The sequence below is a fragment of the Pseudomonas sp. R15(2017) genome, from assembly GCF_002112685.1.
GTDB classification, from domain to species: Bacteria; Pseudomonadota; Gammaproteobacteria; order Pseudomonadales; family Pseudomonadaceae; genus Aquipseudomonas; species Aquipseudomonas glycinae.
Genome location: NZ_NEII01000007.1, coordinates 103,210 through 116,856, shown reverse-complemented (window position 1 = coordinate 116,856; position 13,647 = coordinate 103,210). Strand labels below are relative to the sequence as shown.

At 60.7% G+C, this 13,647-nt stretch carries 13 protein-coding genes; 6 read left to right on the top strand and 7 right to left on the bottom strand.

What is annotated here, in order from left to right:
* Positions 1–175 precede the first annotated feature (175 nt).
* Positions 176–433: a hypothetical protein gene (locus CAF77_RS15820; protein WP_085655195.1), complete on the bottom strand. Its 258-nt coding sequence runs from the start codon at positions 431–433 to the stop codon at positions 176–178.
* A 339-nt stretch (positions 434–772) separates the two neighbouring features.
* Positions 773–2,374: an RNA repair transcriptional activator RtcR gene (gene rtcR / locus CAF77_RS15815; protein ID WP_064378875.1), complete on the bottom strand. Its 1,602-nt coding sequence runs from the start codon at positions 2,372–2,374 to the stop codon at positions 773–775.
* A gap of 205 nt (positions 2,375–2,579) precedes the next feature.
* Here rtcR and CAF77_RS15810 point away from each other — a divergent pair, with 205 nt between their 5' ends.
* The 5 genes from CAF77_RS15810 (at position 2,580) to CAF77_RS15790 (ending at position 7,864) form a co-directional block, all read left to right on the top strand.
* The gene (locus tag CAF77_RS15810) at positions 2,580–4,127 is read left to right on the top strand and encodes a TROVE domain-containing protein (protein WP_085655194.1); all 1,548 of its coding nucleotides are present in this window, start codon (positions 2,580–2,582) and stop codon (positions 4,125–4,127) included.
* A 238-nt stretch (positions 4,128–4,365) separates the two neighbouring features.
* Entirely contained in the window at positions 4,366–5,592 is a 1,227-nt protein-coding gene (locus tag CAF77_RS15805) for an RtcB family protein (RefSeq protein ID WP_041475522.1), read from the top strand.
* A 39-nt stretch (positions 5,593–5,631) separates the two neighbouring features.
* Positions 5,632–6,420: a nucleotidyltransferase domain-containing protein gene (locus CAF77_RS15800; protein WP_064378877.1), complete on the top strand. Its 789-nt coding sequence runs from the start codon at positions 5,632–5,634 to the stop codon at positions 6,418–6,420.
* Positions 6,421–6,428: 8 nt separating this feature from the next.
* Positions 6,429–7,460: an RNA 3'-terminal phosphate cyclase gene (gene rtcA, locus CAF77_RS15795; RefSeq protein ID WP_085655193.1), complete on the top strand. Its 1,032-nt coding sequence runs from the start codon at positions 6,429–6,431 to the stop codon at positions 7,458–7,460.
* Positions 7,461–7,534: 74 nt separating this feature from the next.
* Complete coding sequence (locus tag CAF77_RS15790) at positions 7,535–7,864, top strand: hypothetical protein (protein ID WP_064378879.1); 330 nt, start codon at positions 7,535–7,537, stop codon at positions 7,862–7,864.
* Positions 7,865–7,921: 57 nt separating this feature from the next.
* Here the strand turns inward: CAF77_RS15790 and CAF77_RS15785 are convergent, their stop codons facing one another.
* From CAF77_RS15785 to CAF77_RS15770, 4 genes are all read right to left on the bottom strand, one after another.
* Entirely contained in the window at positions 7,922–8,335 is a 414-nt protein-coding gene (locus tag CAF77_RS15785) for a VOC family protein (RefSeq protein WP_074687707.1), read from the bottom strand.
* 160 nt (positions 8,336–8,495) lie between these two features.
* Positions 8,496–9,440: an alpha/beta hydrolase gene (locus CAF77_RS15780; protein WP_085655192.1), complete on the bottom strand. Its 945-nt coding sequence runs from the start codon at positions 9,438–9,440 to the stop codon at positions 8,496–8,498.
* 112 nt (positions 9,441–9,552) lie between these two features.
* Positions 9,553–10,551, bottom strand: coding sequence for an NAD(P)H-quinone oxidoreductase (locus CAF77_RS15775; RefSeq protein WP_085655191.1), 999 nt, complete (start codon positions 10,549–10,551; stop codon positions 9,553–9,555).
* Positions 10,552–10,614: 63 nt separating this feature from the next.
* Positions 10,615–11,835 (bottom strand): YbfB/YjiJ family MFS transporter, encoded by a 1,221-nt coding sequence (locus CAF77_RS15770; protein ID WP_085655190.1) that lies wholly within the window; start codon positions 11,833–11,835, stop codon positions 10,615–10,617.
* A 111-nt stretch (positions 11,836–11,946) separates the two neighbouring features.
* Between CAF77_RS15770 and CAF77_RS15765 the strand changes: the two genes are divergently transcribed.
* Positions 11,947–12,822 carry a LysR family transcriptional regulator gene (locus CAF77_RS15765; protein ID WP_085655189.1) on the top strand — a complete coding sequence of 292 codons (876 nt, stop codon included), beginning with the start codon at positions 11,947–11,949 and terminating at the stop codon, positions 12,820–12,822.
* A 65-nt stretch (positions 12,823–12,887) separates the two neighbouring features.
* On the opposite strand, the gene CAF77_RS15760 is transcribed toward CAF77_RS15765, so the two are convergent.
* Positions 12,888–13,610, bottom strand: coding sequence for a pirin family protein (locus CAF77_RS15760; protein ID WP_064378885.1), 723 nt, complete (start codon positions 13,608–13,610; stop codon positions 12,888–12,890).
* Between the last annotated feature and the right edge of the window lie 37 nt (positions 13,611–13,647).

The following is a 13,647-nucleotide window of genomic DNA, read 5'->3' as shown; positions in this document are numbered from 1 at the left end:
ATAGTAGAATTCTGGAAGCTTTCAAGAAGTATAAAAAAGGAGATGGGGTGCTAGGGGTCGAGTGTTCGAATCACTCCGTCCCGACCATAATTCCTGAGTAAAATCAGACACTTGAGCCGATCAGCTAGATCGGCTTTTTTGTGCCTGCGCAAAACTACTGATGCAGCAATACCGTTCAAAGTTTCTTTTCTTTAACCCTATCATTCGATCCGCTGGATGTTTGCGCATCCTTCTCGGTTTCATGGGACTCTGCACCGGAGTTCGACCCCGACGCTTCTTCACCCTTTTTGTCGGCCTTGTCTTCCTTGGATTCGGTGCCTCCCTGGTTGACTCCTGGAATACCCGTAGGCGGAACGGTGCTTCCCGCCATCGCCAGCGGTGCGGTGGCAGATAAAAGACTTCCAAGCATGAGGGCTGCAATGGTTCTGTTCATCGTCGGGCTTCCGCGTCAGGTGGATAGACGTTGGAAGTTCTGACGCGAGGTAAAGTGCCGGTCAACTGACGGGCGGGAACTCGTATCTATTCGTTCACGGACGCCCGCTATAGATGTGGTTCAGCAAGAACAGCTCGATGATCGCCACAAAGACGCACGTCACGACAAATCCGCGGGTGAAGCCTCTGCGAGGCTTTTGGCCGGACGTCTCGAAGCTGCACAGTGATAGCAGGTCTGAGAAAAACTCCAGTAAGCTCATCCGTGTCTGTCCTTCGCTCGATGTTTGTATTGCGGTGTGGCGCAGTTTATCTCAACGGCTTAGTTGATTGCGGCCGCGCTTCACTGCTCTCGCAACTGGCTCCATTCAATGCCGAACCGTCCGAGGTACTTCCTCAATCGGTCCGCATCGTTGGGCTGCGCCTTGGCCTGTCGCGACACGCCGAACAGTCGCCTGCCGGCATCCGACAAGCTGTCTGCCTGTTTGCAAACCTCCAGTACCGCCTTCAATTGCAATCGATCGAACAGATCCAGCGTGTCGGCATCGCCTGGCAGGTCAGTCGTCGCACTGGCCGGTTGCGCCAGCCCCCACGCATACCGCAGCCGGTCAATTTCCTCTTCCACTTGCGCTTCATCGATTCGCCCGCTGTCGGCCAGCGTCGCCATGCGCGTGATCGAGGCCGAGAGTTCGCGGAAGTTGCCCAGCCACGCAGCCTCCCGTGAGCTGGCGAAACTCAGGTAGCGCCGTCGGGCTTCAAGATTGAAACGCACCAGTTGGCCGTATTCGCGTGCGTGACGTTCAAGCTCGAAATCGATATTGGGTTCGATGTCTTCGCGGCGTCCGGCCAAGCCTGGCAGGTCGAACGTCCAGAGGTTGATCCGTGCGTAGAGATCTTCCCGGAACAGACCTTCGGCGACGCGACTGCGCAGGTCGCGGTGGGTGCCGGCGATGATCAGGAAGTCGCTGTCGACTTCCTTGTCCGAGCCCAGCGGGAAGAAGCGCTTCTCTTCGATGGCCTTGAGCAGCATCGCTTGTTCATCTGCCCCCAGTTCGCCGATCTCGTCGAGAAACAACATGCCGCCGTCAGCGGCCCGCAGCAGGCCGTCGCGGGCGTTTTGTGCGCCGGTAAAGGCGCCTTTGACGTGGCCGAACAGCGCGGACATTGCCCCGTCGCCACGCAGGGTGGCGCAGTTGACTTCAACGAAACGTCCCTGCATTTGATGGCGACTGCGTTTGAGCTCGTAAATGCGTCGGGCGAGAAAGGACTTGCCGGCGCCGGTCGGGCCGATCAGCAGCATCGGCGCTTTGGAGCGCACGGCCACGCGTTCGATCTGCTCGATGGAACGGTTGAACGCGGTGTTGCGAGTGGCGATGCCGGACTTGAGAAACTCCAGGCCTTCCAGACGTTTGTGGGTGAAGCGCGAGGCAATCCGGTCGTAGCGCGACAGATCAAGGTCGATCAGGGCGTGGGTGCCGCTGGCCGGTTCTTCTTCGTTTTTGCGGCGGGCGGGCGACGTCTGGATCAGGCGTGCCGGTAAATAGCGCGCCTCGGTCAGCAAGAACCAGCAGATCTGCGCGACGTGGGTCCCCGTGGTGATGTGTACCAGATAGTCCTCACGCTCTGTATCGAAGGTGTATTCGGAGGTGAAGTCGTGAAGTGCGCCGTAGACCTCTTCGAAATCCCAGGGGTTGCGCAACGCCATCGGGTGCAGGCGTACCTCTGTGTCCGGCGATACCTGACGGATGTCCTCGCGAATGCGTTCGGCCAGGCTCGCGTCCCGGGCGTCCGTGCCGTGTATCAGTTCCAGTCGATGGATCAAGACATCCGGCTGCTGGCACAGGCCCACGCTAGGCCGCCAATGGTTCCAGCGGTTGGCGCCTTTGCCTACTCGATCGAGGGTGGCGCCTATGAAACCGATGGCGACAGTGCGCTTGTTGGACATTGATTATCCTGAAAGATAAATGACGATAACCAATGATAGTGTTCGAGGTCGTTATTTGTCGTGGCGAAAATTCAGAGATGCTCGGCTGTAAAATAAAATCCTTTAAAATCAGATAGATACAAATAATTAACGAACGCTTTCAAAAACTGGCACAGCGGCTGCAATACCTGTCCCAACGAACAGGACAACACAGCGAGACGCCACGATGGCCAACTTCAACCTCTTCAACACGCAATCGAAAAACCTGCCGGCGTGCGACACCTTGAATGCTTCCGGGGCTGCGGCTTATGCCTACACGCCCAAGCATCAACTGGCCCAGCTGGCAGTCACCGGTTGCCTGAATTCGACCTTTTACGCATCCGCTCAAAGTCAGTTGGATCAGGTGTTGAAGCTGGTGGCAGAGCTGGACAGCCGCTTCGTGGCGAATGCCGCTCTTTATGCTCGCCAGAAGGGCCATATGAAAGACATGCCGGCCTTGTTGCTGGCGGCGCTGGCGGCTCAGCGCTCGGCGCTGGTGCCGGAGGTGTTCGGGCAGGTCGTGGACAGCGGCAAGATGCTGCGCAATTTCGTGCAGATCCTGCGCAGTGGCGCCACCGGTCGCCGCTCCCTCGGCTCCCAACCCAAGCGTCTGGTGCAGAACTGGCTGAACAGCGCGACCGAGCGACAGCTTTTGCAGGCATCGATCGGCAATCAGCCTTCGCTGGCAGATGTGCTGAAGATGGTTCACCCAAAACCGTCCGAGGCCTGGCGCGAAGCGTTTTTCGCCTGGGTGATCGGCAAACCGGTGGATGCACAGGCGTTGCCCGCACTGACTCGCGATTTGCTGGCCTTTCGCAGCGGTGCGAGTGATCAACTGCCTGAAGTGCCTTTTCAATTGCTCGGTAACGAAACATTGAGCAAGGAGCAATGGGCGGCTCAGGCACGAAATATGGGGTGGCAGGGCCTGCGCATCAACCTCAATACGCTGGCGCGCCACGGTGCTTTTGAAGTACCGGGTTGCACCGAATACGTGGCCGCGCGGTTGGCGGATCCTGAAGCCGTTGCGAAGGCGCGGGTGTATCCGTACCAGTTGCTGGCGGCGTACCGGATGGTCGGCGATGACGTGCCGGCGCTGATACGCGAGGCTTTGCAGGATGCGCTGGAGCTGTCATTGACCAATGTGCCGACGCTGCAAGGTGCGGTGGTGGTTTGCCCGGATGTTTCCGGCTCGATGGGGAGCCCGCTGACCGGTTATCGTCAGGGCGCGACCACCGCGGTGCGCTGCATCGATGTGGCGGCGCTGATTACGGCGGCGGTGTTGCGCAAACAACCGACGGCGCGGGTGATGCCGTTCGAATGGAAGGTGGTGGATATCACCCTCAACCCGCGCGACAGTGTGATCAGCAATGCCGAAAAGCTTGCGGGCATTTTCGGCGGCGGAACCTGCTGCTCGGCGCCGTTGAAGAAACTGGCGGACAGCAAGGCCAGGGTCGATACGCTGATCATGGTGTCGGACAACGAATCCTGGATCGATGCGCGACGCCAGGGCGCCAGCGAGACGATGCTGCAATGGGAGCGGATAAAGCGGATCAACCCCCAGGCACGTCTGGTCTGCATTGACCTGCAACCGGGCTGGGCGACACCGGCGGCGGATCGTGACGACATCCTGAATGTCGGCGGTTTCAGTGACGCGGTGTTTGATGTGATCGAACAGTTCACTGCCGGCCGATATGGGCCGCAGCACTGGGTCGAAGCGATTGAACGCATGGGGTGAGGCGATGAGCCGCCCAAAGAATTGATTTGTCACGGGCACTGAATGCCGGTGGGACTACATCCAAGACGTCTCACCAAACCCTTGTCAGTGCGCGTGACGGCACGAATGCCGATGGCTGTACATCTGAGGCCGGCTAACCCCGGTGCGCGGCAACGCGCAACAGTCATCAACCTTTGTCGTGCCACCTTTTTAGAAGCTGCCGGCGACTGCCGGTGGGACTACCTGAAGAATCGAGATGATGAAAGAACACACTTACCAACTGCTGGAAGTCGCCAACGGCAAACCGATCAAGCTCTGGACCGAAGGCGTCCCGGTGGAAAACGAAGCGCGCGAGCAGTTGATGAACACGGCGAAGATGCCCTTCATCTTCAAGCATCTGGCGGTCATGCCGGACGTCCATCTGGGCAAGGGCTCGACCATCGGCAGCGTGATTCCCACGGTCGGCGCGATCATCCCGGCTGCGGTCGGGGTGGACATCGGTTGCGGCATGATTGCCGCGCGAACCTCGCTGACGGCGGCCGATCTGCCGGACAACCTGCATGGTCTGCGCAGTGCCATCGAGCAAGCGGTGCCCCATGGCCGCAGTTCGACCCGCTCGCGCCGCGACAAAGGCGCCTGGGACGAGATTCCGCAGCAGGCGGATCAGGCCTGGGCGGCGCTGAATCCACGGTTCAAGGCGATCACCGACAAGTACCCGAAACTGGCCAACACCAACAACCGCGGGCATCTCGGAACACTGGGCAGCGGTAACCACTTCATCGAAGTGTGCCTGGACGAGGCCAACCGGGTCTGGTTCATGTTGCACAGCGGCTCGCGCGGTGTCGGCAACGCCATCGGCAACCTGTTCATCCAGATGGCCCAGGCGGATATGCGTCAGCACATCGCCAACCTGCCGGATCGTGATCTGGCGTACTTCGAAGAAGGCAGTCGGCATTTCGACGATTACGTCGAAGCCGTGGGCTGGGCCCAGGATTTCGCCAAACAGAACCGTGCGCTGATGATGCAAGCGGTGATTCAGGCCACGCGGCAGATTATCCGCAAACCGTTTGAAGTGGCGCTGGAGGCAGTGAACTGCCACCACAACTACGTGCAGAAAGAGCGGCATTTCGGTGAGGACATTCTGGTCACCCGCAAAGGCGCGGTGTCAGCGAAGAAGGGCGAGTTGGGGATCATTCCCGGTTCGATGGGCGCCAAGAGTTTCATCGTGCGCGGTCTGGGCAACGAAGAATCGTTTTGCTCCTGCAGCCACGGTGCCGGCCGGACCATGAGCCGAACCAAGGCCAAAAACACCTTCACCGTCGAAGACCAGATCCGCGCCACCGCGCACGTTGAATGCCGCAAGGACGCTGCGGTGATCGATGAAATTCCGATGGCCTACAAGGACATCGACAAAGTCATGCACGCCCAGCGTGAGCTGGTTGAAGTGCTGCACACCCTGCGTCAGGTGGTGTGCGTCAAGGGATAACGCGTGCCGCAAGGCACGCCGGAACAAGGATTAAAGGACATGAAATTCGAAGAACGTCACCCGCTGTGCAACACCATGCGTGCCCGGGTACTGGAAGAACTGACGCGCATAGAGCGCGAACGCAATGTCACGGTGCTGTATGCCTGCGAATCGGGCAGCCGGGCCTGGGGTTTTGCCTCGCCGGACAGTGATTACGATGTGCGCTTCGTTTATGTGGAGAAACCGGAGTGGTTCGTCCAGGTCGATGCACCAAGTGATGTGATCGAGCGCCCGCTGGATGACGAGCTGGATGTCAGTGGCTGGGAGTTGCGCAAGACCCTCGGGCTGTTGCGCAAATCCAACCCGACCTTGCTCGAATGGCTCGACTCCCCGCTGGTTTATCGCAGCGAGACTGCAGCGGTTTCTCAGCTGCGGGCACTGGCCGAGGCGTTCTACAGCCCGCCAGCCGCGCGCAATCATTATCTGTCGATGGCGAAGAAGACCTTCCGTGGTTATCTGCAAGGCGAAAGCGTGCGGTTCAAAAAGTACTTTTACGTACTGCGGCCGCTGCTGGCGGTGCGCTGGATCGATCAGGGGCGAGGTCGGCCGCCGATGACGTTCAGCGATCTGCTGAGTACCGTCGATGACCGAGCCTTGCTCGATGAAGTTGATGAACTGCTCGCGCTCAAGCGCAATGCCGATGAGAGCGCATACGGTCCTCGTCGTCCGGCGCTGCATGCGTTCATCGAGGCGGAGCTTGAGCGTGCGGTGCCGACATTGCCCAGAACCCGGGAGGATTCGCGGCAGCTCGATCGATACCTGCGGGAAACCGTTGGCCTGTACGCCTAAGGAAAAAAATGAAACAGGACGTTATTGAACTGGACGGCGCGATCGGCGGTGGCCAGGTGTTGCGCAGTGCGCTGAGTCTGTCGATGGTGACGGGCCAGGCGTTTCGAATAGTGCGGATTCGGGCCCGGCGCAGTCGTCCCGGCCTGTTGCGCCAGCACCTGACCGCCGTGATGGCGGCGGCGCAGGTCTGCGGTGCGAAGGTCCAGGGGGCTGAACTGGGTTCGCAGACATTGAGCTTCGAGCCAGGGCCGATCCGTGGCGGCGATTATCGCTTTGCCATTGGCACCGCCGGCAGTTGCACCCTGGTGTTGCAAACCTTGCTGCCCGCCTTGTTACTGGCGCCGCAAGCCAGCCGCGTGCGGATCAGCGGCGGCACGCATAATCCGCTGGCGCCCCCGACCGATTTTCTCAGCCGCAGCTGGCTACCGTTGCTGCGACGCATGGGCGCGGAGGTTGAACTGACGTTGCTGCGCCACGGGTTTGTACCGGCGGGTGGCGGTGAAGTCGACGTCAGCGTGCAACCATCGAAACTGTCAGCACTGCACCTGTGTGAGCGCGGCCTGCCGCGTTCGCAACAGGCGTTTGCGCTGACGGCCGGGCTGGCACCGAACGTCGGCATACGCGAGCTTGACCGGGTGGCGCGTCGTTTGAACATGGCGTCAGCAGAATTGAACGCCGTCATCCTTGATCCGGCCTGCGGACCGGGCAACGTGTTGCTGCTGGAATATGCGTTTGAACACGTCACGGAGGTTTTCAGCGCTTTCGGTCAGGCTTCACTGCGTTCGGAGAAGGTTGCGGACGCCGCGATCGATCAAGCGACCGATTGGTTGCACAGCGGTGCGGCGGTAGCGGAGCATCTGGCTGATCAACTGCTGTTGCCGATGGTGCTCGCCGGAGGTGGATCGTTTACCACCCCCAGGATGACCGAGCATTTGCACAGCAATATCTCGGTAATCCAGCGTTTTGTCCCGATCGTCATCCAGTGCCGGGAAGAAGGCACAGACCGATTGAAGGTTGAAGTCCGCGCCCGGGAGCAATAGGCGGCAAACTGCTGGCCCCCGAGTGTTTCAAGTCCCGGCAAACTCGCCTTTTTTCAAAAGGTTAGGTGGGCTATATGCGGACGATTGTCATCACCGTAGCAACGCTTTCCCTCGCTCTGTTCGCGGTGGAGGCCCAGGCCAGGGAACTGAGCAAGAGCCATCGTTTCGCGTGTACCTGGGGTTCGGACATCGCCGCCGGCGCGCAACAATCGAAGCTGTCAGGGATTTCCCTGTATGGCGCGCGCAAGCGCTTGCAGGCGCGCAAGTTTCAGCAACCGTGGATGCGCATGACCGCCATGGGCATCACCGAGCAGACCTACGACAGCGCGTCGCGGCTCAAGCCGGCGGCCGTCAAGCAGACCTACTATGAGCAGTGTGTCCGGCACGAGCTGGCCCAGCGTTGAACGCAAAAGCCCGACCTGAAGAGGTCGGGCTTTTTCATGTCCGGTGCAATGACAGCGTCACTTGTCACTTTCGCAATTGACCATCCACGACACACCAAAACGATCCACCAGCATGCCGAAGCGCGCTGCCCAGAAGGTGGCTTCCAGCGGCATGTCGACGCGACCGTCCCTGGCCAGGGCGTTAAACACCCGTTCGGCCTCGGCGATGCTGTCGACATTCAGCGAAATCGAGCAACCGCTCATGCCCTGGGTCGGGCGGTCGGGTGTGGTGTCCGAGGCCATCAACATCTGATCGCCGACTTTCAGGCAAGTGTGGATGATCAGGTTGTGGTGCTCTTTGGGTACATGTTCAGCGGCTGGGGTTTCGCCGAAGGTCATCATCGCTTCGAGCTTGCCTTGCAGGCATTGCTCGTAAAACGTGAAGGCTGCGCGGCAGTCGCCGTTGAAGATCAGGTACGGGTTGATTTTCATGGGGGTGCTCCCGAATAGGCAGTGGAACGCTGCGCGGCCGGGTGTGCCGAAGCAGCGTCATGGATGGACTCCATCCAGCAAAGCGTCAGATCGCCGGATTGCCAGCCGATGCTGCAAGAATTTCCTTTCGGGGTGACCGATGGTCTCCGGGGGAGGAACGTCAGGAATCGCGCGGATTCTTTTGCACCGCAGCACCCGCCACCCGGGCGGCAGGTCGGGTTTGCATCAGCGCATCGATCGCCTTGCGATAATTCTGTCCGCCCAGCGCCATGCTGTTGTTGTGCGTGGCGCCGGGCACCAGCAACAGGCGTTTTGGCTGCCGGGCGGCGGCGAACAGTTGTTCGCTGAAGCGTGACGGCACGAATGCGTCGGCCAGGCCGTGTACCACCAGCAACGGCATGTGGATCTCGGCGATCTTGTCGATGGAATCGAATTTCTGCGACAGCAACCAGCGGACTGGAAGGGAGGTGTTGGCCACGGCTTCCGCAACATCCGCCAATGAAGTGAAGGTGGATTCGATAACCAGTCCGCGCACCGGCAGTGGGGTGTGGTTTCTGGTGGCGTCGCGACCGAGTTCGGCAGCCAGATCGATGGCGACCGCGCCACCCAATGAATGCCCGTAGATCAGGCGTTTGTTCGGATCGGGTTGCAACAGCTGGAAGCGTTCCCAGGCCACCCGCGCATCTTCGTACACCGTGCTTTCCGACGGCAGATCGCCGTGGCTCTGGCCGAAGCCGCGATAGTCGATGGCCAGTACCGAATAACCTGCCGCGCGCAATTGCTCGATACGGAACAGTTGCCCGGTGAGGTTCCAGCGCACGCCATGCAGATAAAGAATGGCCGGTGCATCGGCGCGCTCTGCCGGCCACCACCAGGCGTGAATGTTTTGCCCGGCCTTGAAGCTTTTCGGTTGCAGGTCGAGTTCCTGCACGCTGCCGGGCAATCCGTGATACCAGCCGGCGGTGCCCGGTTCGATGCGAAACAACAGCTTGCGTTCGGTGTGTTCCAGCACGGCACAACTCGCCGGCACGCCGATGATCAGGGCAGCCATGCAGGCGAACGCCAGACGGCGGCGTCGAAGTCGGGTCATGAAGGCCAGGAACATTAAACGTTTCACCACAGCGCGGACAAAGAACGCTTTTTACCAGATGCCTTGACCCGCGCGTGACATTTTCGACCACCGCACGCCTGCAACGATTACAAAATGCTGCAACGGCTCAGTCGATCTTCAGCACGATCTTGCCGATGTGGTCGCCCGCTTCCATGTGCGCATGGGCCTTGGCTGCGTCGGCGAGCGGGTAGACCTTGTCGATGATCGGCAGGCAGCGTCCGGCGGCCAGCACCGGCCAGACGTGTTCGCGCAATTGATCGGCGATGGCGGCCTTTTCCGCCGAGGTACGTGCGCGAAGCAGGGAACCGGTGACCACCGCGCGCTTGCCGAGGATCGCCAGCAGGTCAATGTCATTGGCCCGCGCGCCACCGAGAAACCCGAGCATCACCAACCGCCCATCCATGCCCAATGCGCTGATGTTCCCGTTGAGGTAAGAGCCGCCCATGATGTCGAGGATCACATTCACGCCCTGGCCGGCGGTTTTCTCGGCGATGACCGCGGCGAACTCCTGTTCCCGGTAGTTGATCGCGTCGCCGCCCAGATTGCGGATCGCTGCACATTTGTCGGCGCTGCCGGCGGTGGCGAAAGCTTCAATGCCAAACTCGCGGCACAGCATGAGCGCGGTGGTGCCGATGCCGCTGGTGCCGCCGTGGATCAAGGCGCGCTGACCACGGCTGGCGCCGCCGAGGCCGAACAGGTTGGCCCACACCGTGAAAAAGGTTTCAGGAATAGCCGCAGCCTGAATCCAGTCCAGCCCTTCGGGAATCGGCAGGGCCTGGCCGGCCGGGACTGTGCAGTATTCGGCGTAACCGCCGCCATTGGTCAGCGCACACACCCGGTCACCCACCGCGAATGTGCTGACACCGCTGCCAATCGCCACCACCTCGCCGGCCACTTCAAGGCCCGGAATCGGGTTCATGCCGGGCTTCATCGGGTATTTGCCGGCGCGTTGCAGGGCGTCCGGGCGATTGACGCCGGCGGCGTGCACGCGGATCAGAACTTCGCCTTCTGCGGCAACCGGGAGCGCGACGCGTCGGGATTGCAGAACCTCGGGCCCACCCGGTTCGGTGATTTCGATTCGGGTCATTTCATTGGGCAACGTCATTTTCGATTCCTCTTGAAAAAGTGATCAGTAGATGGGAACGCAGTCAGGGCGCAATGATTCCCGTCATTCGGCGCAGCAGCGTTGTTCGACGGAGGAGGGCAGCAATTTCATGGCGTGCTCAAGTATCAGCGCGATCACGATGGCACCGCCGGCAATCACGAAGAGCAGCGCATGTTGTCCGCCCGTGGCGTTGAACAGCGCCGAATAGGCGAAGCCCGCCAGCGCCTGAAACGTGGCGAACGACACCGTGGCCCGGCTCCACGCCACCTGTTGGCGATGGTGATCCGGCACCAGCTCATGCACCCGAGCCAATGCCAGCGGCACAATGCCCGGTGGAAATGAACCAAGGACCACCGCCAGCAGCGCCAACGCCAGGAACGAATGCGAAACCGCCAGCAAACCCAGGGTGATCGCCTGCACCACCAGCACCAGACGAATGCCGGTCCGCGCGCCGAGATGATCAGCGAGAAAGCCATAACTCACCGGGCCGACGATGGCGCCCAGACCGTACATGACCCAGATCAGCGCGCCGACGTGCGCCCCGGCGCCCAGTCCACGGGCGACGTAATCCACCAGAAAGACCATGGCCGGTACCAGCCCGGCAGCCATGAATGCGTACTGGGCAAACAGCAGATAAACAGCAGGCGGTGTCGGCTCGACCGGTTCCACCTGAGCCGTTGCGGTGGTTGCGTGGGTCAGCTCCGAAGGCCAGCCGAACCAGCTCAATGCCGTCAGCGCGAGCGACAGAGCGCCCAAGCCCAGCCAGGTCGCTTGCAGGCCCAGCCCCAACAGCAACGGAACAATCGTCCCCGAGCCGGCGATGCCCAGACCGATGCCGAGGAAAATCGCGCCACTGGCCAGACCTTTGCGTGCGGCGGGTACATGGGGCAGTACGGTCGCGGCCACCAGCACCATGATCGCGCCGCCCGCGATTCCCGACAGCAGGCGCCAGCCGAAATACCAACTCACCGACACGGGGTACGCACAGGCGAAAAACGCCACGGTCACCGCTAGCATCATCAGGCGCAGAGCGTTTCTCTGGGTAAGCCGGCGTGCCAGCGGTCGGCCAAGGAGAGCGCCGATCAGGTAACCGACCAGGTTGGCCGCGCCGAGATAGACCACATCATGGGCGGAAAACCACTGCGCCTGAATCAGTGAAGGGATCAGCGGTGTGTAGGCGAAACGCGCCAGACCGATGCTGACCAGGCTGGCGCAGAGTCCGGCGAAGATCGCCAGCCAGACACTTGTGTCCGGACGTTCGGGCGAAGCAATTGAAGTGTGCATGACCGCAATCCTTTGAAAGGTTTATGACGCACAGCATATCGACTATCGTTGCTGCGTTAATGCAGCGAGTTTGCGTGGTTGTGATGCGTTTATGCATCAATGGAGAACGGTATGAACTGGGATGATGCAAGGGTGTTTCTAGCGGTCTGCCGCGAGTCGACATTGCGCGGCGCCGCGCGCGTGCTGGGCGTGGATCAGGCGACGGTCGGGCGACGCATCACGGCACTGGAAAAGTCGCTGGGCGCGACCTTGTTCCTGCGCACCTCCGAGGGCTATGCACTGACGGCAGTCGGCGAAGCGGCGCTCAAGTCGGTGGAAAAAATGGAGCATTCGGCGCTGGAACTGGAGCGGCGTATCCAGGGCCTGGACGATCGCCTGACCGGCAGCGTGCGGGTCAGCACCACCGATTCGCTGGCCATCGACTTTCTGATCCCGGCGATGGCACAGTTGCACGAACAGCATCCGGACGTGCGCGTGCAACTGGACGCCTCCACGCAAATCCTCAGCCTGGCCAAACGTGAGGCGGACATCGCTGTGCGCAATACCCGTCCAGACAATCCGGACTTGATCGCCCGGCGCATCGCGCGTTGGCCGGTGGGGCTGTTTGCCTCGCAGGCCTATGTCGACAGCCATGGCGTACCGGCACCGGGCAGTGCGTTCGAGGGCCACGATCTGGTGGTCTACGAGCCGTATCTGCAGGGCAACAAGGATCTGACCCTGGTGTCCGAGCCCATGACTCGCGGGCGGATCGTCGCCGGTCTGAGTTCCAGTCTGTTGGTGCGGCGCTCGATTGCCGCCGGTCTGGGTGTAGGAGAAATCCCGGTCTACATGGGCGAGCGTGATGGTCTGGTCAGGCTGTGGCCGGAACGTACGCGGCCGTTACCTTATGAAGTGTGGCTGGTGACCCATGCGGATTTACGCCACACCGCGCGGGTCAGGGCGGTGATCGAACACATTGTCGAAGCGTTTGTGCTGGAAAACGAGTAGTTGTTCTGCCAATAAAAAAACGGCCTTCAGTGAAGGCCGTTTTTGTGGGCGCCGAAACCTGCGCCTCATGGCATTTCCGGCAATTCCTGCGGGCGCAGATCAAACACCAGGACTTCGGCATCCTGGCCATTGCTCAGGGTCAGTGCCTGTTCTTCACGAACCCTTACGCCGTCGCCTTCCTTCAACTGCATGCCGTTCAGTTCAACGCTACCGCGAGCAACGTGCACATAGGCATAGCGGTTGGCAGGCAGCTTGAGAGTGGCGCTTTCCTGGCCATCGAACAGCCCGGCATACACCCGTGCATCCTGCCGTACTTTCAGCGAGCCGTGACTGCCTTCGGGCGAAATGATCAGTTGCAGGCGACCGCGTTTTTTCTGTTCGCTGAAGTGCTCTTGCTGGTAGCGCGGTTTCGCGCCGCTGACGTCCGGCACGATCCAGATCTGCAGAAAGTGCACCGGCTTGGTTGCCGAGTGGTTGAACTCGCTGTGGGCCACGCCGCTGCCGGCGCTCATCAGTTGCACATCGCCGGGGCGGATCACCGAACCGGTGCCGAGGGTGTCCTTGTGTTCCAGCGCACCTTCGAGCACATAAGAAAAAATCTCCATGTCACGGTGTGGGTGCTGGCCGAAGCCTTTGCCAGCGGCGACGCGGTCATCGTTGATGACCAGCAGGTCGGAGAAGCCCTGTTCACGCGGGTCACGGTAGCTGGCGAAGGAAAAGGTGTGGAACGACTTCAACCAGCCATGATTGGCCAGACCACGGTCGGAAGCTTTACGAAGGGTCAGCATGATGAAATCTCCTTTCAGGACGTTGATTCGTCCGAGT